The organism is Streptomyces sp. NPDC045021 (assembly GCF_056432645.1).
The window spans coordinates 899,279-921,126 of the sequence record NZ_JBWKIQ010000002.1 but is presented as its reverse complement, the minus strand read 5'-3'; the positions used below and the strand labels follow the sequence as shown (position 1 = coordinate 921,126).

The 21,848-nt window shown below is 72.0% G+C and carries 20 protein-coding genes; 12 read left to right on the top strand and 8 right to left on the bottom strand.

Features of this window, described 5'->3' with window-relative positions:
• Nucleotides 1-3 precede the first annotated feature (3 nt).
• Nucleotides 4-585, top strand: a complete 582-nt coding sequence (locus tag AC07DC_RS11330; protein WP_478914031.1) for a hypothetical protein — start codon at nucleotides 4-6, stop codon at nucleotides 583-585.
• Between the two features lie 260 nt (nucleotides 586-845).
• Here the strand turns inward: AC07DC_RS11330 and afsK are convergent, their stop codons facing one another.
• Nucleotides 846-3,356, bottom strand: coding sequence for a protein serine/threonine kinase AfsK (gene afsK, locus AC07DC_RS11325; protein WP_478914029.1), 2,511 nt, complete (start codon nucleotides 3,354-3,356; stop codon nucleotides 846-848).
• A gap of 702 nt (nucleotides 3,357-4,058) precedes the next feature.
• On the opposite strand from afsK, the gene AC07DC_RS11320 reads away from it, so the two are divergent.
• Nucleotides 4,059-4,706: a TetR/AcrR family transcriptional regulator gene (locus tag AC07DC_RS11320; protein ID WP_478914027.1), complete on the top strand. Its 648-nt coding sequence runs from the start codon at nucleotides 4,059-4,061 to the stop codon at nucleotides 4,704-4,706.
• Nucleotides 4,707-4,915: 209 nt separating this feature from the next.
• On the opposite strand, the gene AC07DC_RS11315 is transcribed toward AC07DC_RS11320, so the two are convergent.
• Both AC07DC_RS11315 and AC07DC_RS11310 read right to left on the bottom strand, forming a co-directional pair.
• Nucleotides 4,916-5,422 (bottom strand): nitroreductase family deazaflavin-dependent oxidoreductase, encoded by a 507-nt coding sequence (locus AC07DC_RS11315; RefSeq protein WP_478914025.1) that lies wholly within the window; start codon nucleotides 5,420-5,422, stop codon nucleotides 4,916-4,918.
• On the bottom strand, nucleotides 5,419-6,741 hold the full coding sequence (locus AC07DC_RS11310) for an acyl-CoA dehydrogenase family protein (protein WP_478914023.1): 1,323 nt from the start codon (nucleotides 6,739-6,741) through the stop codon (nucleotides 5,419-5,421). The genes AC07DC_RS11315 and AC07DC_RS11310 overlap by 4 nt, the downstream gene beginning before the upstream one ends.
• A gap of 106 nt (nucleotides 6,742-6,847) precedes the next feature.
• Between AC07DC_RS11310 and AC07DC_RS11305 the strand changes: the two genes are divergently transcribed.
• From AC07DC_RS11305 to AC07DC_RS11295, 3 genes are all read left to right on the top strand, one after another.
• The gene (locus AC07DC_RS11305) at nucleotides 6,848-7,198 is read left to right on the top strand and encodes a hypothetical protein (RefSeq protein WP_478914022.1); all 351 of its coding nucleotides are present in this window, start codon (nucleotides 6,848-6,850) and stop codon (nucleotides 7,196-7,198) included.
• Nucleotides 7,199-7,284: 86 nt separating this feature from the next.
• On the top strand, nucleotides 7,285-8,454 hold the full coding sequence (locus AC07DC_RS11300) for an acetyl-CoA acetyltransferase (RefSeq protein WP_478914020.1): 1,170 nt from the start codon (nucleotides 7,285-7,287) through the stop codon (nucleotides 8,452-8,454).
• 229 nt (nucleotides 8,455-8,683) lie between these two features.
• Nucleotides 8,684-9,589, top strand: coding sequence for a trypsin-like serine peptidase (locus tag AC07DC_RS11295; protein WP_478914018.1), 906 nt, complete (start codon nucleotides 8,684-8,686; stop codon nucleotides 9,587-9,589).
• A 56-nt stretch (nucleotides 9,590-9,645) separates the two neighbouring features.
• Here the strand turns inward: AC07DC_RS11295 and AC07DC_RS11290 are convergent, their stop codons facing one another.
• A complete protein-coding gene (locus AC07DC_RS11290; RefSeq protein ID WP_478914016.1) occupies nucleotides 9,646-10,065 on the bottom strand; it encodes a winged helix-turn-helix transcriptional regulator in 420 nt (139 codons plus the stop codon).
• Between AC07DC_RS11290 and AC07DC_RS11285 the strand changes: the two genes are divergently transcribed.
• The gene (locus AC07DC_RS11285; protein ID WP_478914014.1) at nucleotides 9,956-10,843 is read left to right on the top strand and encodes an NADPH-dependent F420 reductase; all 888 of its coding nucleotides are present in this window, start codon (nucleotides 9,956-9,958) and stop codon (nucleotides 10,841-10,843) included. The genes AC07DC_RS11290 and AC07DC_RS11285 overlap by 110 nt on opposite strands.
• Here AC07DC_RS11285 and AC07DC_RS11280 read toward each other — a convergent pair.
• Together AC07DC_RS11280 and AC07DC_RS11275 are read right to left on the bottom strand one after the other, a co-directional pair.
• A complete protein-coding gene (locus AC07DC_RS11280) occupies nucleotides 10,788-11,303 on the bottom strand; it encodes a Zn-ribbon domain-containing OB-fold protein (RefSeq protein ID WP_478914013.1) in 516 nt (171 codons plus the stop codon). The two genes, AC07DC_RS11285 and AC07DC_RS11280, sit on opposite strands and share 56 nt — an antisense overlap.
• On the bottom strand, nucleotides 11,285-11,737 hold the full coding sequence (locus AC07DC_RS11275; RefSeq protein ID WP_478914011.1) for a DoxX family membrane protein: 453 nt from the start codon (nucleotides 11,735-11,737) through the stop codon (nucleotides 11,285-11,287). Before AC07DC_RS11275 ends, AC07DC_RS11280 begins: the two co-directional genes overlap by 19 nt.
• A 183-nt stretch (nucleotides 11,738-11,920) precedes the next feature.
• Here AC07DC_RS11275 and AC07DC_RS11270 point away from each other — a divergent pair, with 183 nt between their 5' ends.
• From AC07DC_RS11270 to AC07DC_RS11255, 4 genes are all read left to right on the top strand, one after another.
• A complete protein-coding gene (locus tag AC07DC_RS11270; protein WP_478914010.1) occupies nucleotides 11,921-13,201 on the top strand; it encodes a flavin-containing monooxygenase in 1,281 nt (426 codons plus the stop codon).
• Between the two features lie 378 nt (nucleotides 13,202-13,579).
• The gene (locus AC07DC_RS11265) at nucleotides 13,580-15,757 is read left to right on the top strand and encodes an acetate--CoA ligase family protein (RefSeq protein ID WP_478914009.1); all 2,178 of its coding nucleotides are present in this window, start codon (nucleotides 13,580-13,582) and stop codon (nucleotides 15,755-15,757) included.
• A 169-nt stretch (nucleotides 15,758-15,926) separates the two neighbouring features.
• Complete coding sequence (locus AC07DC_RS11260; RefSeq protein WP_478914007.1) at nucleotides 15,927-16,766, top strand: enoyl-CoA hydratase/isomerase family protein; 840 nt, start codon at nucleotides 15,927-15,929, stop codon at nucleotides 16,764-16,766.
• Between the two features lie 119 nt (nucleotides 16,767-16,885).
• Complete coding sequence (locus tag AC07DC_RS11255) at nucleotides 16,886-17,518, top strand: flavin reductase family protein (RefSeq protein ID WP_478914005.1); 633 nt, start codon at nucleotides 16,886-16,888, stop codon at nucleotides 17,516-17,518.
• Between the two features lie 57 nt (nucleotides 17,519-17,575).
• Here AC07DC_RS11255 and AC07DC_RS11250 read toward each other — a convergent pair whose 3' ends face one another.
• Entirely contained in the window at nucleotides 17,576-18,907 is a 1,332-nt protein-coding gene (locus AC07DC_RS11250; RefSeq protein ID WP_478914124.1) for an MFS transporter, read from the bottom strand.
• A 172-nt stretch (nucleotides 18,908-19,079) separates the two neighbouring features.
• Here AC07DC_RS11250 and AC07DC_RS11245 point away from each other — a divergent pair, with 172 nt between their 5' ends.
• Complete coding sequence (locus tag AC07DC_RS11245) at nucleotides 19,080-20,147, top strand: GlxA family transcriptional regulator (protein WP_478914004.1); 1,068 nt, start codon at nucleotides 19,080-19,082, stop codon at nucleotides 20,145-20,147.
• On the opposite strand, the gene AC07DC_RS11240 is transcribed toward AC07DC_RS11245, so the two are convergent.
• On the bottom strand, nucleotides 20,082-21,416 hold the full coding sequence (locus AC07DC_RS11240) for an MFS transporter (RefSeq protein WP_478914002.1): 1,335 nt from the start codon (nucleotides 21,414-21,416) through the stop codon (nucleotides 20,082-20,084). The genes AC07DC_RS11245 and AC07DC_RS11240 overlap by 66 nt on opposite strands.
• Nucleotides 21,417-21,456: 40 nt before the next feature.
• Here AC07DC_RS11240 and AC07DC_RS11235 point away from each other — a divergent pair, with 40 nt between their 5' ends.
• The gene (locus AC07DC_RS11235) at nucleotides 21,457-21,843 is read left to right on the top strand and encodes a MerR family transcriptional regulator (protein WP_478914000.1); all 387 of its coding nucleotides are present in this window, start codon (nucleotides 21,457-21,459) and stop codon (nucleotides 21,841-21,843) included.
• The last annotated feature ends 5 nt before the right edge of the window (nucleotides 21,844-21,848 follow it).

Sequence of the window (21,848 nt, the reverse complement as noted above, 5' to 3'; positions counted from 1 at the left end):
ACGATGATCCGCAACGTCTTCGGGTCCTTCATCGCCCTTCTCGGAGCGACGGCCGCCGTCTGGAGCCCCTTCCGTGCCTGGTACGACGGCCGTCACGGCTCCGAGATCCGCATCGAAGACCTCTTCAACGGGATCACCACCGACCGGGCCGCCGTCATGGGCTCCCTCTTCCTGCCGATGGTCTTCGCCGCCCTGCTCACCCTCCTCGGGATCCTGCTGCGCTCCCGGCTCATCGTCGCCTTCTCCGGCGTGATCGTCCTCGGCTTCACCATCCTGTGGATGGTCCGCCAGGGCCAGGCCGCGGGCTCCCTCACCGCGGGCGGCAACGGCCTCGACCTCGGCGTCGCCGACGCTCTCGGCGGCGGCGCACTCATCCTGATCGGCGCCGCGACCATGTCCGGCCGCCACCGCCCCACGTTCGGCCGCCGGCCGCCCCACCCCATCGACCCGATCGACCCGGTGGACGAGCCCCCCACCTGGCCGCCCCCGCCCGAGACCGCCCCCCAACCGCCGGTTCCCCCCGCAGCGCCGACCGAGTACGACCACGGGCCACCCACGGACATACGCCCACCGGCACACCCCTGAGCGGCAGAGCTGACGGACTGTCGTCTCCGGAGCCAATGACGCAGGGCGCGGACTTGCCCCCACGCGCCTACGGACGGCCAGGCGGCACGCAAGGCGCCAGCGCACGGTAGGGGTGAACGCAAGGTGCCCGGGGCCGCAGGGGTGGGGGTTCGAAATGCTGCCGAGCTATTTGTGGGCCGCCAGGCCCTGAATAGTCGATTTCGAACCGCCGCCCCGGAGGACCCGGGCACCGCAACCACAAGCCAACACAAGCAACAACGCTAAGGCCGCCGCGCAGCGGCCCCCGTCCCCTTCACCGCGTCCAACGCGTAGACGCAACGGTCCTTGCTGCACGCGTACACGACTCCGTCCGCCGCCACCGGCGACCCCGTGATCTCACCGCCCGTTTCGAGCTTCCAGCGCAGCTGACCGCCGCCCGCGTCCACCGTGTACAGACAGTGGTCCTTCGACCCGAAGTGCACCCGGCCGTCCGCGACGACCGGCGACCCGACGATCTCGCCCTGCGCGGCGAAGCGCCACTTCGGATTGCCCGTGACGGCGTCGAGCGTGTAGAGCGCACTGCCCGCGCCCAGCAGCACGTCGCCGCCGGCGACGAGCACCGGTTCGAGGGACTGCCGGGGCTCGGTGGCGACGCGCCAGCGGTCGCGGCCGCTGTGCGGGTCGAGGGCGTAGACGGTGCCGAGGTGGTCGGCGATGTAGATGCCGCCGCCCGCGGCGCCGGCGCCCGGCACATGGGCCGGCGGCCCGAACATGACGGCGGGGGCGTCGAAGCGCCAGCGCTCGGCGCCGGACCTGGCGTCGAGGGCGAGTACCCGCGTGCCCGCGGTGACGTAGACGATGCCGTCCGCCACGACCGGCCGCGTCGGGACGGTGCCGGTCGCGCCGGGGACGCCGGACGCCCCGACCGGGTAGGACCACCGCTCGGCGCCGGAACCGGCGTCGATGGCGTAGAAGCGGCCGCCGCCCTGGAAGTACACCGTGCCCGCGGAGATCGAGGGCCCCGACTCGGGGGACTCGAATTCGGTCTGCGCGCCGCCGCGCTCCCAGCGCAGCAGGCCGCGGTCGGCGTCCCAGGCCTGGACGCCGCCGCCCCGCGTGCCGGTGACGACGGTGCCGTGCTCGGCGCGCAACGAGTAGATCCACCCCTCGACGCCGGTGCGCCAGAGGTCGCCGCCGTCGGCCGTGTCGAGGGCGTAGAGGCTCGGCCCGTCGGAGGCGTGGATACGGCCGTCGGCGACGGCCATCGTCCAGGCGACGTCACGGGTCTTGAACTGGCGCCGCCCGCTGGCGATGTCGAGGGCGTGCACCTCGAAGGAGGTGACGTACAGGCGGCCGTCGGAGACGACGGGCGTGCCCCACACGTCGTTGGACATGCGGAAGCGCCAGGGCCGCCACTCCCCCGGCGGGGCCGGCGGCTGGGGCTGCTGCACGGGGAGCGCGCCGGGCCCGTTGGCCCGGTGGGCGCCTCCGCGGCGCACCCAGTCCGTACCGGGGGCGCCGTCCGGCGGCAGCACCTTGTGGTCGGCGTCCGCGACGCGCAGGCCGGGCCCTATCGGAGCGGAGCCGGCCAGCCGGACGGGCCCGTGGGTGTGCGGTTCGGCCACGGCACCGCCGCGCCCGCCGACGGGCGCGTTCAGACCGCCTGGGCTGTGGAAGCCGCCGGGCCCGTTCGGACCCGGCCCGTTCAGACCACCAGGACCACCGGGACCGTTCAGACCACCAGGACCACCGGGACCGTTCGGACTGCCAGGTCCCTGCCGGCCACCGGCACCGTGCCGGCCGTGCGCGACCGGCTCCGGGTCCGGGGTGCGCGGCGGCGCGACCGGCGGCGGTGGGGGCGGCGGCGAGGTCCTGGCGTTGACGGCGACGGCCGGCCGGCCGCTGCGGCGCTGCTCTATCAGCGCGACGGCGCCGGGCGGCAGCCATGCGGACGCCGTACCGGTGTCGTCGCTGCCGGTGGAGAACAGATGCGGGGCGAGCTGCGCCTGGAGCTCCGCGGGCGTGGGCCGCTGGTCGGCTTCCATCCGCATGCAGGATTCGATGAGGGGCCGCAGCTCGCTGGGCAGACCCGCCAGGTCGGGGCCTTCGCGGAGCAGCATGAAGACCGTCTCGACGGGGTTCGCGCCGTGGAAGGGGGCGTGTCCCGTCGCGGCGAACACCAGCGTCGAGCCGAGCGAGAACACATCGCTGGCGCCGCGCACGCTGCGCGAGTCGCGGGCCTGCTCGGGCGACATGTACGCGGGCGTGCCGACGGCGACGTTCGTCATGGTCAGCCGGGTGTTGGACACCCCGCTGGCGATACCGAAGTCGATCACCCGGGGCCCGTCCTCGACGACCAGGACGTTGGACGGCTTCATGTCGCGGTGCACGAGCCCCGCGCCGTGGATGGACTGGAGCGCCTCGGCGACGCCCGCGGCGAGCCAGCGGACGGCCTGGGCGGGCATCGGCCCGGCCTCGTTGATGATCTCTTCGAGGGAGGGGGCGGGGACGTAGGCGGTGGCCAGCCAGGGCACAGCCGCGCGCGCGTCCGCGTCCACGACGGCGGCCGTGTAGAAGCCGCTGACCGCGCGGGCCGCCTCGACCTCACGGCTGAAGCGGACCCGGAACAGCTGGTCCTCGGCGAGCTCGGCGCGCACCGTCTTGATCGCGACCCGGCGGCCCGAGGCCGACCTGGCGAGATAGACCAGCCCCATGCCGCCGGCACCGAGCCGGGCCAGCACCTCGAAAGGGCCGATCCGTCGCGGGTCGTGCTGCGTCAGCTGCTCCACCACTGCCCGTCCCTCCCCGTGGGGTGTTCCCCGTATGGAAGCTGATTCTTCCTGGCGAAGGGTCCAGTTGCGAACCCGGGGGCGTAACGACACGACATCTGTCGATTCTGTCGAAACGAACCCCGGGTCCTGACCGGTGTGCGCAGGGGGCCGACCGGAGCCGGAAGCGGCCCGGAACGGAGCTCGAACCGGGCCGGAACCGGGCAAAACCCGGCCCTGGGTCGGATCAGGCGGGCGGTCGCCCGCCCCGCGGCGGACCCGGGCCGGGCCGGTCTCGACCCGACTCGTGACGAAGTCGGGACGGCGTGTCGCAGGCCGCTTTCGTCACACCGATGGCCACAAACACGACACTTTGCGCAATATTCGAACATATGGTCAATTCTTGGGCGTGGTGGAGCACTACCCACAGAAGTTATCCACAGGCTGTTGATAAGACGAATCGCTCGAATGGCGGACCGGAGCGGAACCCCCGGAGCCGGCCCCGCCAAAACCGGAGAAAGGCCGGAGAGATGTCGGGACAACTGCCGACGACGGACCTGCGGGCAGGTCTGACGCCCAGTTATCCGGCGGAAAATCGCCGGACACACGCCCGCGCACCGCACCCCTGCCTCGTTCGAACCGCAGTCGGACCACACCCGGAAACCGGTCGACCCCATTTGCAGGAGGCCGAATCGCGCGCTGATCACCCGCCGGTAAACTGACGGCATGACAGGACAAGTTCGCACCGTCGACGGCCGTGTTGCCGGTCGTCGAGGACAGGCGACGCGGCAGAAGCTGCTCGACTGCCTCGGCGAGATGCTCAGCACGTCGCCGTACCGGGACGTCAAGGTCATTGACGTGGCCCGGATGGCGGGCACCTCCCCCGCAACGTTCTACCAGTACTTCCCCGACGTCGAGGGCGCGGTCCTCGAACTCGCCGAGGAAATGGCCAAGGAAGGAGCGAGCCTCACCGACCTTGTCGCCGGACGCTCCTGGATCGGCAAGTCCGGCGCCCTGGCGGCGGACGAACTGGTCGACGGCTTCCTTTCCTTCTGGCGGAAGAACGACGCCATTCTGCGCGTCGTCGACCTCGGGGCGGCGGAAGGGGACAAGCGGTTCTACAAGATCCGCATGAAGATCCTCAATGCCGTCACCAACTCCCTCACGGATTCCATCAAGGATCTGCAGAGCAAGGGCAAGGTCGACAAGGAGGTCAGTCCGGCCGCCATGGCCGGCTCGCTGGTCGCCATGCTGGCCGCCGTCGCCTCGCACCAGAAGGGGTTCACCAGCTGGGGCGTGAAACAGGCCGAGTTGAAGCCGAACCTCGCACTGCTCGTGCACCTCGGCGTCACCGGAAAGAAGCCCGTCAAGTAACTCTTCAGGCCTCAAATGGCCCTTGGCGTGCTCCTGTTCATCGTCCTGCCACGTCACGCCCAACGCGGGCGCCGTCCGGTCCTCGGGGGAGGTAGCCGGTACGGCGCCCGCGTTTTCGTGTGTGCGGGGGTCCGGAGAGGGTGTGCGGAGGTGCGGGTGTGCGGAGCGGGGAGGGTGTACGGATCGCTGTTTCTTTCGCCAGTTCGCCGTCAGTTCGTCTTCGGTTCCTCACCACGCGGTACGAGGCGGAACAGCCGGATCTGCCGGTCCACGCGCGCCGCGTAGGACGCGTAGGGCGGCCAGAACTTCAGGACCGCCGTCCAGGCCGTCTCGCGCTCGGGGCCTTCGAGGAGCCGGGCGACGACGAGCAGGTCCTTCCCCTTCCAGTTGATCTCCGCGTCCGGATGCCTGATCAGATTGCCGGTCCACGCCGGGTGGTCGATCCGCCCGAAGTTGCTGCCGATGAGGACGAACGTGCCGCCGTCCTCGGGCATGCACGCCAAGGGCGTACGGCGCGGCTGCCCGCTCTTCGCACCGGTCGCCGTCAGGACGACACCGGGCAGCATCTGGGCGCTGAGCAGCACCTTTCCCTTCGTCAGCCGGTGCACGACCTTGTCCATGGCCGGGACGACGTACGGCGCGACCTTCGCGAAGCCGCGGGTGGACGACACCTTCTGGACCAGCGGCTTCGAACGTTCCATCAGCGTCTTCTTCATGCCGCGCTCCCTGCGGTCGTCGCCGACTCCGCGGCGGGTTCGGCGACTTTCGCGGCCGCGGCCGTTTGAACCACCGGAGCTGCTGGAACTGACGGAGCCGCCGGAGCTGTAGCTGTAGGAGCTGCCGGATTCGCCGGGCCGAAGAGTCCCGCCCGGTCGGCGGCGCGGGCGCGCAGCAGGTGCACCGGGCCGAAGAGCAGCTCGTCGGAGGCCGCGCGCTTGAAATACAGGTGGGCGTGGTGCTCCCAGGTGAAGCCGACGCCGCCGTGCAGCTGGATCGCCTCACCGGCGACGGAGCGCAGCGCCTCCAGTGCCTGTGCGAGCGCGAGCGGGCCGGCGACCGGCAGGTCGCCCTCGGAGGCGGCGGCCGCCCAGGCGGCGTAGTAGGCGGCGGAGCGCGCCGCCTGGACCTGGACGTAGAGGTCGGCGAGCCGGTGCTTGACGGCCTGGAAGGAGCCGACGGGACGCCCGAACTGCTCTCTGACCTGCACGTACTCCACGGTTGAGGCGAGCGCCTGGTCCGCGGCACCGACCGCCTCCGCGGCGAGCGCGGCAGCGGCGAGTTCGCCCGCGCGGGCGAGCGCGGGCCCCGGGTCGGCCGCCTCGTCGCCGCCGAGCGGCACGGCGGCGACGTCCCGCAGCTCGATCCGGGCCGCGGGGCGGGTCTCGTCGAGCGCGGTGAGGCGGGTGCGCACGACGCCGGCCGCGTCCCCGTCGACGAGGAAGAGCCGGGTGCGGGCGGCCGCATAACCGCCCGCGTGGGCGGCGACGAGCAGCAGACCGGCGCTGTGCCCGCCGAGCACCTGGTCGGCCTGCCCGTAGAGCCGCCAGCCCGCCCCGTCCGGCTCCTGGCGGGCCTGGATGCCGCCGGCGCGGCCGCCGCCCGCCCAGCTGCCGTCGTTCGGGCCGGTCAGGCCCAGGGCCGTGCCGAGGCCGCCGGGCAGCGCGAGCGCCACCGTGACGGCGCCGGCGGCGATCCTGGGCAGCAGGTCGGCGCGCTGCCGCTCGGTGCCGAGGTCGGCGATGAGCGGGGCGGCCAGCACCGCGGTGCTGAACAGGGGTGACGGCAGCAGCGTGCGGCCCGCTTCCTCGCAGGCCAGCACCAGCTCGGTCGGCCCGCAGCCGGCGCCGCCGTACTCCGTCGGCAGCCCGAGGCCGGGCAGCCCTAGCTGTTCGGCGAGCCGGCGCCACAGGGTCTCGTCGTATCCCGCGGTGGTGCCGACCGCGGCTTTGACCTCGTCCGGCCCGCAGCTTTTTTGCAGTACCTCGCGCAGGGTGCGCCGGATCTCGTCCTGCTCCTCGGTGAACGCGGCATCCATCGGCGGGCTCCTCACAGGCTGATCTGACGGTCCGTCATCTTAGGGAGCGGCAGTCCAGATGCACAGGGCCGGGGAGCACCCATTCCTGGCGGGCATGATGTTCGACATGAGCCAGAACTCCAACCAGAACTCCAGCCCGAACCACGACCAGAAGTCCGGCGAGACGCCCCGGGAGAGTTCCGGGGAGAAGTCCGGCCAGGACGGCAAGACCCCGTGCTCGAAGCCGCAGCGCCCGCGGAGCGCCACTTTGCGCTTCCTCTCCCCCGGGCCGGACACGTCGACGACGCAGCTCAAGGTCTACATCGCGATCTGGGCCGCACTGCTGGTTCTGTGGATCAGCGCACAGTTCTGGACGAGCGACATCACGGGCTTCCAGCGGGTGCTCTACATCCTGCTCTCGCTCGTCGCGCTGACACAGATGTCCTCGGCGGCGGCCCAGCTGCGCAAGAGGCGCTGAGGCGCAGGCCTCACCTCGCCCCCCTTCCCCTCACCTCGCGCCACGGCCCTGGTTCAGCCCTCCGAATCTGATGTACCGTCAGATTCATGGCTGCTGCTGCTCGTAAGGTCGCCGTCGTCGGCGTGGCGCTGTCCGACTGCGGACGGGTCGACGAGGCCACCCCGTACGCCCTCCACGCCCAGGCCGCCCGCCGCGCGCTGGCCGACTCCGGGCTCGACCGGTCGGTCGTCGACGGCCTGGCCTCGGCCGGCCTCGGGATCCTCGCGCCGGTCGAGGTCGCCGAATACCTCGGCCTGCGGCCCACCTGGGTGGATTCCACCGCCGTGGGCGGCTCCACCTGGGAGGTGATGGCCGCGCACGCCGCCGAGGCGATAGCCGCCGGCCACGCCAACGCCGTACTGCTCGTCTACGGTTCCACCACCCGCGCCGACATCAAGGCGAAGCGGCGCACCGCGAACCTCTCCTTCGGAGCCCGCGGACCGCTGCAGTTCGAGGTCCCGTACGGCCACACCCTCATCTCCAAGTACGCGATGGCCGCGCGCCGCCACATGCACCAGTACGGCACGACGCTGGAGCAGCTCGCCGAGGTCGCCGTACAGGCCCGCGCCAACGCCGCCCGCAACCCCGACGCGATGTACCGCACCCCGATCACCGTCGACGAGGTGCTCTCCGGGCCGATGATCGCCGACCCGTTCACCAAGCTGCACTGCTGCATCCGCTCCGACGGCGGCGGCGCGGTGCTGCTGGCCGCCGAGGAGTACGTACCGGACACGGCGCAGACCCCCGTCTGGATCCTCGGCTCGGGTACCTCGGTCTCGCACACCACGATGTCCGAGTGGGAGGACTTCACGGTCTCCCCGGCGGCGGTCTCGGGCCGGATCGCCTTCGAGCGGGCCGGGGTGACGCCCGCCGACATCGACCTCGCCGAGATCTACGACGCCTTCACGTACATGACGCTCGTGACGCTGGAGGACCTCGGCTTCTGTGCCAAGGGCGAGGGCGGTGCCTTCGTCGAGAAGGGCCGGCTCACGATCGACGGTGATCTGCCCGTCAATACCGACGGTGGCGGGCTGTCCGCCTGCCACCCCGGGATGCGCGGTCTCTTCCTGCTCATCGAGGCCGTCCGGCAGCTGCGCGGAGAGGCGGGCGACCGGCAGGTGCGCAAGGCCGGCGGGCGGCTGCCGCGCCTGGCCGTCGCCTCCGGGACCGGCGGCTGGTTCTGCTCCTCGGGCACGGTGATCCTCGAACGCGGCTAGGGCTGACTGGGGCCGGCCAGGGCCCATGGCCAGTCCGGTCGACCGTGGGAGGACCGGCCGTCATGCGCGGTCCGTCCGGTCATGGGCGGTCCGGCCGGCCATGCGCGGTCCAGGCGGCTCGTGGGCGGTCCAGGCGGCTCGTGGGCGGCGGTCCGAAACGCCTCTTCCCGGTTGCGTGAGTACGCTGGCCCGGTCAGTGGATCTACGGGCGGCCGGAGAGGGGTGTCGCGTGGTCAAGCGGTTCGCCCTGCCTCTGGCCTGCACGCTCGTGCTGATCGCCGCCGCGCTGTGGACGCCGTGGGCCAGTCCTCAGCCGAACGGCCGGGAGAACTGGACGAACCAGGCCGCGGCCGAGTTCTGGACCCCGGAGCGGATGGCGAACGCCATGCCGCAGACCGCTCCGTTCGGGCCGGAGGAGCTGCCCGCTCCCAACGCGAACGTCAGCACGACCATCGCCCCGGCCGGCGCCGCCCGGCACATCAGCGGTATCCCGACCGTCGGCGTGCTCTTCTCCGTCGACGACTCGGCCGAGGCCCACTTCTGCTCGGCGAGCGTCGTCCACAGCCCTTCCCGCAGCCTGCTGCTGACGGCTGCGCACTGCGAGGCCGGTACTGACGTCGTCTTCGTCCCGGACTACGTGAAGGGCGCGAAGGTGCAGCCGTACGGGACCTGGGCCGTCGACCAGGTCTTCACCGACCCCCGATGGACGGATTACGACACCGGCTCGGGCTCCGACTACGACTTCGCCTTCGCCCGCGTGAGGAAGAACGACCAGGGCAAGAGCATCGAGGACATCACCGGCGCCAACGTCCTGGCCCGGACGCCCGGCTGGACCAACAAGGTCACCGTGATCGGCTATCCCGGCGAGGCCTTCGACCCGACCGGCCGGGCGATCAGCTGCACGACGGCGACCTCCCGGCTGGCCGGCCTGCGCCAGTTGCAGATGGACTGCGGCGGCTACTACGACGGCACGTCCGGCAGCCCGTGGCTGCTGGACTTCGATCCGCGGACGCGAACCGGGAAGGTCATCGGCCTGGTGGGCGGCCTGGACGGCGGCGGCCCGGACGACAGCGTCTCGTACAGCCCGCTCTTCGAGGACGCCTTCTTCACGCTCTACGGCACGGCGGGCGGCTGAGAGACGGGCCCCCGCGCACGGGTTCACAGGTTCACCAGGTTCACGGGTTCACGGGCTCACGGGGCTGACGCGTCGCCCGCTTCTCCTGCCGCCTTCGCGTCGCCCGCCCCGTCCGCGTCGCCCGCCTCGTCCACGCGGTTCTGGGCCTCCAGGACGTGCAGGCCGTGCTCGGCCGACCACTCGCCCACTGCCCGGATCGGGCCGAGGAATGAGCGGCCCAGACCCGTGAGTTCGTACTCGACGCGGGGCGGCGCCTCCGCGTAGGCGTGGCGCTCGACGAGCCCGTTGTACTCCAGGCGGCGCAGCGTCTCGTTGAGCACCTTCGCGCTGATCCCGCCGATGGCCGTCCGTAGCCGCCCCGGGCGCATGGGGCCGTCCGCGAGCGTGAACACGACGACGCTGTTCCACTGGTGGGTCAGCAGGTCGAACCCCACCCGCGCCCGGCAGTCCGCCAGGAAGTCGCCGTCGCCCTTCATCGCACCCCCGTCGCGCCACTGGTCGGAGCGCCACCGGCCGTCCGATGGTGGCACTACCGACGGTGGCCCCTCCGATGGGAACCGAACGGTTCCTGTCGGCCTGCCTAGATTCGCTCGGACCGAACCGACGGGTCAAGCGAAGGAGATCGGCATGAGAATCGGAATCTTGGGCGCGGGGGCCATGGCGGGGGCGCTGGGAGCGGGCTGGGCGAGAGCCGGACACGACATCGTGGTCGGGGCGCGCGATGCGGCCAGGGCGACGGGTCTGGCGGCCCGGCTCGGCGTCCGTGCGGGCACGTTCGCGGACGCCGCCGTCCACGGCGAGGTGGTGCTCGCGGCCCTTCCGCACGCCGCGATGCGCAACGTGATCGCGTCGCTGGCCGAGCCGCTCGCGGGACGGACGGTGATCGACTGCTCGAACCCAATCGTTCCGAGGCCCGGCGGGCTCGTTCTCGTCACCGAGGGCGGCCCGTCCGCGGCCCGCCGTATCGCGGACGCGGCGCCCGACGCGCAGGTGGTCAAGGCCTTCAACGTGTGCGCGGCCGGGGTGTGGGCCGAGCACGCGGAAGGCCTGGCCGTCCCCCTGTGCGGGGACCACGCGGGCGCCCTGTCCCTGGTGCGCACGCTCGTGACGGACCTGCGCGCGGTCCCGCTGGACGCGGGCGGGCTCGACCGGGCCGGCTACCTGGAGGCCACCGCCGCGTTCGCGATCGGCGTGTGGTTCACCGGCGGCGACCCGCGCGCGGCGCTGCCTCCGCTGGAGCACGCCCTGAGCTGACGGTGGCCGGCTCGTCGGAAGCGGCCGGCTCGACTGGAGCGAAGACGGCGACGGCTGGTGCGTCGGGGGCGGCTTCGTCGGTGCGGAAACGTACGCGCAGCTCCATACCGATGCGCAGGGCGGACGCTTCGCAGTCGATGACCTCGGTCATCATCCGTGGGCCCTCGGCGAGATTCACGACGGCGGCGACGTACGGCACCCGGGTGCCGAACGGCGGCAGGTCGTTGAGATGGACGACCGACCAGGTGTAGAGCGTGGCGCGGCCGCTCGCCTGCTCCCAGGCGACGTCCTCGCTCCAGCAGGACGGGCAGAACTCCCGCGGATAGTGGTGCGCGGCCCCGCAGGCTGCGCAGCGCCGGATCAGCAGGCGGCCGTCGGCGGCGGCCTCCCAGTACGGCCGGGTGAAGGCGTCGATGTCGGGAAGGTCGAAGCGCTGCGCCGTCACAGGAACAGCCCCCACAGGTTGTCGAGCGACCACGCCTGCCAGCTCATCGCGAAGAGCGCGACGAGCGATATGAGCGCCATCATCGCGTTCTGCCCCTGCTCGGCCCAGTCGTGGATCATCAGGACGAGATACAGCAGATTGAGGAGCAGCCCGCCGACGAGGGCCACCGGTGTCAGCAGGCCGACCGTCAAACCCAGCCCGAGCGCCAGTTCGGCGTACACGACGACGTACGCCATCAGCTTGGGCCGCGGCGCGACGACGCTGGTGAAGCCGCCCTGCACAAAACTCCAGCGGTGTTTGTCCGCCACGCTCTTCGCCCAGGCGATGCCGGTGCCGCGCTCGAACCAGCCCTTCTTGTCCTTGTGCCGCCAGCTCTCCAGCCACCACAGACCGAGGCCTATGCGCAGCACGGCGAGCCATTCGGCTCCGGTGAGCCAGATCGTCTGCATCGCAGGCCTCCCTCTCGAAATCTGACGGTACGTCAGTTCATCTGATGGAGACGGATCCGCGCAAGAGTCCGGCGCCAAACGCCCTCGGATTGATCGCTTCCAGGGCTACTCTCACTCCCGCGCCACCCGTCACCTTCCGGTTCGTCCCTCCGACAGCCCTCCGACAGGCCCCGGGAGCACCACATGGCCGACCATCCCACCTCCTCCGCCTCGCCGGCCCCCTCCGCGCCCACCCCGCCCCCGCCGCCCACCGCCTCCCCCGACGCGATCGTCATCGGCGCGGGACCCGGCGGCCTCGCCGCCGCGGCGGCGCTGGACCGGCGTGGCATCCGCACGCTCGTACTGGAGCGCTCGGACGCCGTGGCCTCGTCCTGGCGCGGCCACTACGACCGGCTCCACCTGCACACCACCCGACGGCTGTCCGGCCTGCCCGGCTTCCCCATCCCGCGCGCGTACGGACGCTGGGTCGGCCGCGACGACGTCATCCGCTACCTGGAGCGCTACGCGGCGCACCACCGGATCGACGTCGCGACCGGCATAGAGGTGTCCCGGATCGACCGCGTCGCCCCCGCGGGCAGCGTCGACACCGCCGATCGCGCCGGCACCGGTCCCGGAGCAGGCGGCGGCCAAGGCGGCAAGGGCGGTACGTGGCAGCTGCCCGCCACCGGCGGACGGCTGCTCACCGCCTCCGTCATCGTGGTCGCCACCGGCACCAACCACGTGCCCCACCTCCCGGAGTGGCCGGGCCGCGACACCTTCTCCGGCGAACTGCTGCACGCCGCCCACTACCGCAACGCCGAGCCCTACGCGGGCCGCGACGTGCTCGTCGTCGGCGTCGGCAACACCGGCGCCGAGATCGCCGTCGATCTCGTCGAAGCGGGCGCCGCACGCGTACGGATCGCCGTCCGTACGCCGCCGCACATCCTGCGCCGCACCACTGCCGGGTGGCCCGCCCAGGCCACCGGCATCCTCTGCCGGCGGCTGCCGGCCGCGCTCGTCGACCGCGTCGCCCCGTACGTGGAGCGACTCAGCGTCCCCGACCTGTCCGCCTACGGTCTCGCCCGCCCCACCTCCGGCCTCTACTCCCGCGTCCTCGACGACGGAGCCATCCCGGTGCAGGACGTCGGTCTCATCGACGCGATCCGCGCACGGCGGGTGGAGCCCGTCGCCGCAGTCGAGAGCTTCGACGGTGACAAGGTCGTGCTGTCCGACGGTTCGCGCATCAGCCCGGAGGTCGTCATCGCCGCCACCGGATACCGGCGCGGCCTCGAACCCCTTGTCGGCCATCTCGGCGTCCTCGACAGCAACGGCCGCCCCGTCGTCCACGGCCCGCACACCCCTCCGGGCGCTCCCGGCCTCTACTTCACCGGCTTCACCAACCCCATCAGCGGTATGTTCCGCGAACTCGCCATCGACGCCCGGCGCATCGCCCGCGCGGCCGCCCGAACCTCCCGGCGGGCGTGACCGGCCGGCCGTCCACCCCGTACCTACTTCGTTCCGGCCCTAGCTCCGGCTCTCGGTCCTGCCCTCCCTCCCGCCTTTACCCGCGCCTTCACTCCGGCGGCTCACGGGACCCGCCGGCGCTCCGGCGTGTCCGCTCCACCCGCATACGTCCCCTTCCGGCCGCGTCCGCCTCCGGACCCCGCGCTGTCCGCTTCCGGCCAAAATGCCACCGCCAGACCCACCGGCGTCGATTCGCGGCGCCCAAAACCCGCTGAATAGCGGCCCAGTTGGCCTCCTTCACATCTTTCACATGCCCGCACTGTTCCTGACAGGTCGTCAGTTCAGTAATCTGACTATGCGTCAGTTCTGTATACCTTCGAGCAGGAGCGGGCGAGACCGATGCTTGGATCGACATACAGCACCCGCAGCCCCGGCCCCGGGCCCGCCGCACGCGGCGCGTCCGACACCGACGTCGGTGGCCGTCCGCTGCACAACACCGTCCCGGACCTCGACCGGTTCTTCCGGCCGGAGACCGTGGCGGTCATCGGCGCGTCCGACACGGAAGGACGACCGAACACCGGCATCACCAGACAGCTCATCGCCTGGTCGCAGCGGGTCGGGGCCCGGCTCTTCCCGGTCAACCCCGGCCGCGAGACCGTCTTCGGCCTGCCCTGCCATGCCTCGGTGGCGGACCTGCCGGAGACCGTCGACCTCGCGGTGGTCCTCGTCGGTGACCCCCTTCCCGTCATCGAGCAGTTGGGTGAGGCCAAGGTCCGGTTCGCCGTCGCCTTCGCCTCCGGATTCGCCGAGACCGGCGCGGAGGGCGCCGCCGCGCAGACCCGGCTCGCCGAGGTCGTCGCCGCCTCCGGCATGAGGCTGCTCGGCCCGAACACCAACCTCAACGCCTTCGAGAAGTTCCGCGACGACCTCACCGGGCCGGCGATCGCCCTGATCACGCAGTCCGGCCACCAGGGCCGGCCCCTCTACACGCTGCAGGAACTGGGCATCCGCATCAGCCACTGGGCACCCACCGGCAACGAGGCGGACCTCGAAACCGCCGACTTCATCTCGTACTTCGCCGAGCAGCCCGAGGTCGGGGCCATCGCCGCGTATGTGGAAGGGCTCAGGGACGGCCGCTCGTTCACCCTCGCCGCCGACCGCGCGGCCCGTAACAAGGTGCCGGTGGTGATGGTGAAGGTCGGCCGCACCGAGACCGGAGCCCGGATGGCTGCCTCCCACACCGGCAAGCTGACCGGCTCCGACGCCGTCGTCGACGCGGCGCTCAAGCAGTTCGGCGTCATCCGCGTCGACGGACTCGACCAGCTCCAGGACACCGCGACGCTGCTCGCGCGGGCCAAGCCGCCCACCGCCGACGGTGTTGTCGTCTATTCCATATCCGGCGGCACCGGAGCCCACTTCTCCGACCTCGCCACGGCCGCCGGACTCGACATCCCGCTCCTGTCCGACGTGAAGCAGACCGAACTCCACCAGTGGATTCCGGACTACCTCAACGTCGCGAACCCGATCGACAACGGCGGCCACCCGGTGGGCGACTGGCGCGGCCGGAAGATCATCGACGCGATTCTCGCCGACCCCTCCGTCGGTGTGCTCATCTGTCCGATCACCGGTCCGTTCCCGCCCATGAGCGACAAGCTCGCGCAGGACCTGGCGGACGCGGCAGAAGCCACGGACAAGCTGGTGTGCGTGGTGTGGGGCTCGCCGCTGGGCACCGAGGACGCCTACCGCACCACCCTCCTCGGCTCGTCCCGGCTCGCGACCTTCCGTACCTTCGGCAACTGCATCAGCGCCGTCAAGTCCTACCTCGACCACCACCGCTTCGCCGCCGGCTACCGCTCCCCCTTCGACGACGCCCCCCGCACCCGCTCCTCCTCCGCCCGCAAGGCCCAGGCACTGATGCGCGCGGGCCACCAACTGAGCGAACACGCGGCGAAGCAGATGCTGCGCGCGTACGGGATCCGCGTGCCGCGCGAGCAGCTGGTCACCAGCGCCGCCGGTGCCGTCCGGGCCGCGGGCCTGGTCGGGTACCCCGTCGTCATGAAGGCCTCCGGCGCGCAGCTCGGCCACAAGACCGAACTCGGGCTGGTCAAGATCGGCCTGACCTCCGCCAGCCAGGTCCGCGACGCCTACCGCGATCTGACCGACATCGCCCGCTACGAGAGCGTGGACCTCGACGGCATCCTCGTCTGCCAGATGGTCGAGCGCGGCGTCGAGATGGTCGTCGGCGTCACCCAGGACCCCCTCTTCGGCCCGACCGTCACCGTCGGCCTCGGCGGGGTGCTCGTCGAGATCCTCGCCGACGCCGCCGTGCGCGTGCCACCGTTCGGCGAGGACATGGCCCGCGACATGCTCGGCGAACTGCGCGGCCACCGGCTGCTCGAAGGGGTCAGGGGCGCGCCCCCGGCCGACGTCGACGCGCTCGTCGATGTCGTCATGCGTGTGCAGCGGATGGCGATGGAGCTCGGCGGCGATCTCTCCGAACTCGACATCAACCCGCTGATGGTGCTGCCGCGCGGCCAGGGAGCGGTGGCGCTCGACGCGCTGGCGGTCTGCCGGTGACGGGGGCGGGGGCTGGGGCGGCTGACATGACGAGCCCGGCGGACACGGCCCGCGCGGCCGTAACAGCCTGGCCGGCGGCCGGGCCGCCCGTAACCGGCCCCGAAATCCGACCCGGACACCGCTCGGCGCTGCGCGCGCAGCCCTCCGTACAGCAAGGAGCCACTTCCTCATGACGCCCACCCCCCGTGAAGATCCCGTTGATCCGGTTGATGTTGATCCGGTTGCTTCATTGGTACTTCACGCCACTGACAACGGCGTCTCGTGGATCACTCTCAACCGCCCGGAGGCGATGAACGCCGTCACCTGGGACCAGCGCGAACGCATCATTTCCCTGCTCGAAGCGGCATCCGCCGACCCCGACGTCCGGGCCGTCGTCATCACCGCCACCGGCCGCGCGTTCTGCGCGGGTGCCGACCTCAGCGGCGGCGCGGGGCTCGGCGAGCGCGTCGCGGGCGACGTCGCCCGGACGATCCGGCGCGGCGCGCAGCGCCTCGTCGCCGCCGTCCTGGACTGCGAGAAGCCGGTGATCGCGGCGGTCAACGGCACCGCGGCCGGTATCGGCGCGCATCTCGCCTTCGCCTGCGACCTCGTTCTCGCCTCCGACCGGGCGAAGTTCATCGAGGTCTTCGTCCGCCGCGGGCTCGTGCCCGACGGCGGCGGCGCGTATCTGCTGCCGCGGCTCATCGGCCCGCAGCGCGCGAAGGAGCTGATGTTCTTCGGCGACGACCTCCCGGCCGCCGCCGCCGAACGCCTCGGCCTCGTCAACCGCGTCGTCCCCGCCGACGACCTGGAGAAGACCGCCCGCGAATGGGCCGAACGCCTCGCCTCCGGCCCGACACGTTCCATCGCCCTGACCAAGCAACTGGTCAACGCCTCACTGGACGCGGACCGTTCGACGGCTTTTGCGGCGGAAGCGGCCGCCCAGGAGATCAACATGACGACGGACGACGCCCAGGAAGGCGTCCGGAGCTTCGTGGAGCGCAGGTCCCCGGAGTTCGGAGGGCGGTGACGACGCGATCCCCACACCCGCGAACGCAATATTGAACGCGTTCAAAAGTATGCCCTGCGCAAGCCGCCGACGGATGCCCCTTCCAATCTGACAGACCGTCAGGTTCAATGGTTGATGTGATGGGACACGCAGGGATGGCGGCCACCGCCGTCCGGTACCTCAGGTCGGTAGGGGCCGCCACGACGGCGGGGCCCGTGGAACCGCTGCCGCGCCCGGACTTGCGGGCTGTGGGGCCGGACGAACGGGCGCCGGTGGATCCGGGGGTGTTCCGGAAGGTGCTGGGCACGTTCGCGTCCGGGGTGACGATCGTTACGGCTCCCGGGGCGGAGGGCCCGACCGGGTTCGCGTGCCAGTCGTTCGCGTCGCTGTCGCTCGATCCGCCACTGGTGACGTTCATGGTGGCGCGTACGTCCACGACATGGCCGAAGATCGCGCGCGCCGGTGTCTTCTGCGTCAACATCCTCGGCGACGAACAGGGCGCCCTGTGCCGCGGCTTCGCCGTGAGCGGGGCGGACAAGTTCGCGGGGGTCGACTGGACGCCGGCGCCCGTCACGGGGTCGCCGCGGCTGGCGGGCATACCCGCGTGGATCGACTGCACGATCCACGCGGTGCACACCGGCGGCGACCATCTGATCGTCGTCGGCCGGGTCAACGAACTCGGCTGCACGGAGCCCGATGACGCGGACGGCGCCACACCCGGGGTCGGGCCTCTGCTCTTCTACCGTGGACGCTTCGGCCGGTTCGCCCAGTAGTTCACGCAGCGGGGCCTGCGGTGGGGCGGCGGTTCACATCCTCATGCGCTCGCGCACTCACGCCAACGCAGTGGCCGGGATCCCCGTCGAGCGTCCTCGTCGGATGACCAGGACCATCAGCGCCGCGACCGCGCACAGCGCGCCAGAGCTGTACCAGACGATGTCGTAGGAGCCGAAGGCGTCACGCGCGACACCGCCCAGGAAGGCCACGACGGCGGCGCCGATCTGGTGTGCGGCCAGGACCCAGCCGAAGACGATGGCACTGTCGTCGCCGTAGTACTCACGGCAGAGGGCGATGGTCGGCGGAACGGTGGCGACCCAGTCGAGGCCGTAGAAGACGATGAAGACGATCATCGGCGGGTGCACGGTGTTGGCCATCAGCTGCGGCAGGAACATCAACGACAGTCCGCGCATCCCGTAGTAGACGGCGAGCAGCCGGCGCGCCTCGAACCGGTCGGTGAACCAGCCGGAGGCGATGGTTCCGGCGATGTCGAAGATCCCGATGACGGCGAGCAGCGACGCGGCCGCCGTGACCGGCATGCCGTGGTCGTGGGCGGCGGGCACGAAGTGGGTTCTGATCAGGCCGTTCGTGGAGGCGCCGCAGATCGCGAACGATCCCGCGAGCAGCCAGAAGGGGCCGGTGCGGGCCGCGACGGACAGTGCTTTCAGCGCCCGTCGGGCGGCGCCGCGCGCCGGGACCGGCTTCGGGGTGAACTCCGCTGCCCCGTACGCGGACAGGCCTACGTCCGCCGGGTGGTCGCGCAGCAGCAGCCAGACGAACGGGACGACGGCGAGCGCCGACAGGGCCACGGTCGCGGCGGCGGGGCGCCAGCCGTGCTGCTCGACGATCCAGGAGAGCAGCGGCAGGAAGACCAGTTGTCCGGCCGCGCCGGCCGCCGTCAGGATGCCGGTGACCAGTCCGCGGCGGGCGACGAACCACCGGTTGGCGACGGTGGCGGCGAAGGCGAGCGCCATGCAGCCGCTGCCCGTGCCGACGAGGATGCCCCAGCACAGGATCAGCTGCCAGGTCTGCGTCATGAAGATGGTGAGGCCGGCGCCGAGCGCGATCGTGGTGAGCGCGGCGGCGACGACACGGCGGATGCCGAATCGATCCATCAGGGCGGCGGCGAACGGTGCGGTGATTCCGTACAGCGCGAGGTTGATGGAGACCGCGAAGCCGATCATCCCGCGTGACCAGCCGAATTCCGCGTGCAGGGGCTCGATCAGCAGGCCGGGCAGCGAGGCGAACGCGGCCGCGCCGATGATCGTCACGAAGGTGACCGCCGCCACGAACCATGCGCGGTGGACCCTCGACCGCCGGCCGGAGGCGGCCGCCGCGGCGACCGCGGAGGCCGTAGGGGCCCCAGGCGTCGCGGAGGTCGCGGGCACCGCATCGGCCGGTATCGCGGGGTCGGGCGTCCCGCCGTCCGATGCCCCGGTGACCGGAAGATCCTGCGGGTTCTGCACGGGGGCTTGAGGTGTCTGCGTCACACGATCAGCTTCGGGCCTGCGCCGACACCGAACGAGTGGCCCGATGGCCATGATGTGAAAGAATCGGGCCATGACGACTCCGGACAGGAAGAGGACCACCGGAACTCCCGAAGCTGCCGACACCCCCGCAGGACCGTTCCGGCACCGGGACCGGCATCGGGTGGCGGTCCTGGTCATGCCCGGCGTGATCCCGTTCGAGCTGGGGATCCCCGCCCGGATCTTCGGCGGGGCCCGCACCCAGGAGGGTCGCAAGCTCTACGAGGTCGTGACCTGCTCGGCCGTGCCGGGGCTCGTCCAGACCGACGCAGACTTCCCGATCCTCGTCGAGCACGGACCCGAGGTCCTGGAGGCGGCCGACACCGTCGTCGTCCCCGCCACGCACGAGCTCGACGACATCTACGTCTCGGGCCGGCTGTGCGGCCCGCTGGCCGGCGCCTTCGCGCGCATCCGGCCCGGCACCCGCGTCGTGTCGATCTGCACGGGCAGCTATCTGCTGGCCGCCGCCGGCCTGCTGGACGGCCGGCCCGCCACCACCCACTGGGACAGCGCCGACCACTTCCAACGTCTCTTTCCGCAGGTCAAGGTCGACCCCGACGTTCTCTACATCGACGACGGCGACATCCTCACGTCGGCCGGCGTCGCCTCCGGCATCGATCTCTGCCTGCACATCGTCCGGCGGGACCACGGCACCGCGGTCGCGAACGCGGTCGCCCGCCGCACCGTCGTCCCCCCGCACCGCGACGGCGGCCAGGCCCAGTACATCCAACGTCCGCTCCCCGAACCGCAGCTGGCCAGCACCACGGCCGCCCGCGCCTGGGCGCTGGGCCGTCTCGACCAGCCGCTGACGCTGCGCGAACTCGCCCAGCGCGAGTCGATGAGCGTGCGGACCTTCACCCGGCGGTTCCGTGAGGAGGTCGGGATCAGTCCGGGGCAGTGGCTCGTGCAGCAGCGCGTCGAACGCGCCCGCCACCTGCTGGAGTCCAGCGGTCTGAGCGTCGACCAGGTCGCGCACCAGGCCGGATTCGGTACGGCGGCGTCCATGCGGCAGCACCTGCACGCGGCGCTCGGCGTCTCACCGTCCGCCTACCGCCGCACCTTCAACGCCACCGCACCCGCCCCCGCCACACCCACCGTCTGAGGCAATACCCCCTCCGACGTCCCCTCCGACGCCGCCGCTTCCGCCAACACTGCCGACGACAACATCTGCGACAGCGACAGCGTCCGCGCCCACGCCCACAACGCCCTTCCGCCGCGCCGCCCGCGCCCCTCCCACCGCGCTCACCGCCGTCAGCACGAGGGTGAGCGCCACGCCGCACAGGATCGCGGTCGACGGCGACGCCACGCTCTGCACCGCGCCCGCGAGCACCGCGCTGGAGGTGTAGCCGACGCCGATCGCCGCGTACAGCACCGAGTACCCGGCGCCCTGCGCGCTCGGCGGGAGCGCCTCGCGCAGCGAGAGGTTCCGGGTGACGTGCACGCCTGCCTCCAGCACTCCGGCGAGCAGGAGCGCCACCGCGATGGCGCCCAGTGCGGGTACGACGGCCGTCAGCGTCACACAGGCGCTGAGGCCGAGCAGCAGGACGAGGGACTGCGTTCCCAGCCGCCCCGGCCACCCGCGCGTCCCGTAGACGAACGCTCCGACGCCCGCCGCGACGGAGTATCCGGCCAGCAACGGTCCTGCCCAGCCGACCGCGAGGCCGCGCTGTTCCAGCAGGGCGGGCAGGACGAGTTCGGTGAGCGCCAGCAGGGACAGTCCCGCGGCGCCGGTCACGTAGACCGGCCAGGCGGCCGCCAGCGTCCGTGTCATGGACCGGCCCTTGCGATCGGCCGCGTCCGCCCGCCAGCCGGCGGGGAGGGCGAGCAGTCCGACGGCCGCCAGGGCGGCGAGCACCGCCGACAGGGCGAGGGGAACGGCCGGGGCCACGCTCAGCGCCAGGCCGCCGGCCAACGCCGGGGAGGCGGCCGCAATCCCGAAGGTCAGCACCGATTCGGCGCTCAGGGCCCGCGCCGCGGCCTTCTCCGGCGCCAGGTGCATGAGCAGCATCCGCAGGCCTCCCGGCACCGCCGCGGGTCCGCCGCCCGCCAGGACGGCCAGCGCCGCGAGCACCGCCGGGTGGGCGTTCGGCAGCACTGCGAGCCCGGCGAAGCCGGCGCCGCCGGCCACCAGTCCGGCCGCCAGGTGGATCCGCGCCCGTTCCGGTCGCATCAGCGTCCCCAGCCAGGGCGCCGCGATGACCTCGCCGATGACGAACGCCGCGGCCAGCACCGCCCCGAGCCCGTAGCCGCCCGGCCGCTCCCGCACCAGGAAGACGAGCGCCAGTGGCCCCATGACGGCCGGCGTACGGCCGGCGACGGCGACGAGCGCCCAGGTCAGCACGGGTCGGGTGGCGAGTTCGCGGTATCCCATGCCCGGAACGTAAACCGTGACACCGTGGCAGACTCAAGGGATGCGGATCGGGGAGCTGTCCGAGCGGACCGGCGTTGCCGTCCGCCTGCTGCGCTACTACGAGCAGCGCCACCTGATCCGCCCGCTGCGGCGGGCGAACGGCTATCGCGAGTACGCCGAGGACGACGTACGGCTGGTCGGCCGGATCCGTACGCTGCTCGCCGCCGGGATCTGCACCCCGATGATCGCCCGCATCCTGCCGAGCGTGTGTGAGGACGAGGAGGGCGTGCTGGTGCCGTGCACGCCGGAACTCGCCGACGAGCTGCGGCGCGAACGCGCCCGGATCGACGACCAGGTCGCCGAGTTGCTGGCGTCCAGGCGGGTGCTGGACCTGGTCATCGACGCGGCGCCCACCGCACTGGCGGCGGACGAGCCCGTCAGGAGGTGAGTCCG

Excerpts from the sequence above, each read along its gene's own strand:
- AC07DC_RS11330 (WP_478914031.1), top strand. The coding sequence starts at position 4 with ATGATCCGCAACGTCTTCGGGTCCTTCATCGCCCTTCTCGGAGCGACG.
- AC07DC_RS11320 (WP_478914027.1), top strand. The coding sequence starts at position 4,059 with ATGACAGGACAAGTTCGCACCGTCGACGGCCGTGTTGCCGGTCGTCGA.
- AC07DC_RS11315 (WP_478914025.1), bottom strand. The coding sequence starts at position 5,422 with ATGAAGAAGACGCTGATGGAACGTTCGAAGCCGCTGGTCCAGAAGGTG.
- AC07DC_RS11310 (WP_478914023.1), bottom strand. The coding sequence starts at position 6,741 with ATGGATGCCGCGTTCACCGAGGAGCAGGACGAGATCCGGCGCACCCTG.
- AC07DC_RS11305 (WP_478914022.1), top strand. The coding sequence starts at position 6,848 with ATGAGCCAGAACTCCAACCAGAACTCCAGCCCGAACCACGACCAGAAG.
- AC07DC_RS11300 (WP_478914020.1), top strand. The coding sequence starts at position 7,285 with ATGGCTGCTGCTGCTCGTAAGGTCGCCGTCGTCGGCGTGGCGCTGTCC.
- AC07DC_RS11285 (WP_478914014.1), top strand. The coding sequence starts at position 9,956 with ATGGGGCCGTCCGCGAGCGTGAACACGACGACGCTGTTCCACTGGTGG.
- AC07DC_RS11290 (WP_478914016.1), bottom strand. The coding sequence starts at position 10,065 with ATGAAGGGCGACGGCGACTTCCTGGCGGACTGCCGGGCGCGGGTGGGG.
- AC07DC_RS11275 (WP_478914011.1), bottom strand. The coding sequence starts at position 11,737 with ATGCAGACGATCTGGCTCACCGGAGCCGAATGGCTCGCCGTGCTGCGC.
- AC07DC_RS11270 (WP_478914010.1), top strand. The coding sequence starts at position 11,921 with ATGGCCGACCATCCCACCTCCTCCGCCTCGCCGGCCCCCTCCGCGCCC.
- AC07DC_RS11265 (WP_478914009.1), top strand. The coding sequence starts at position 13,580 with ATGCTTGGATCGACATACAGCACCCGCAGCCCCGGCCCCGGGCCCGCC.
- AC07DC_RS11260 (WP_478914007.1), top strand. The coding sequence starts at position 15,927 with ATGACGCCCACCCCCCGTGAAGATCCCGTTGATCCGGTTGATGTTGAT.
- AC07DC_RS11255 (WP_478914005.1), top strand. The coding sequence starts at position 16,886 with ATGGGACACGCAGGGATGGCGGCCACCGCCGTCCGGTACCTCAGGTCG.
- AC07DC_RS11245 (WP_478914004.1), top strand. The coding sequence starts at position 19,080 with ATGACGACTCCGGACAGGAAGAGGACCACCGGAACTCCCGAAGCTGCC.
- AC07DC_RS11240 (WP_478914002.1), bottom strand. The coding sequence starts at position 21,416 with ATGGGATACCGCGAACTCGCCACCCGACCCGTGCTGACCTGGGCGCTC.
- AC07DC_RS11235 (WP_478914000.1), top strand. The coding sequence starts at position 21,457 with ATGCGGATCGGGGAGCTGTCCGAGCGGACCGGCGTTGCCGTCCGCCTG.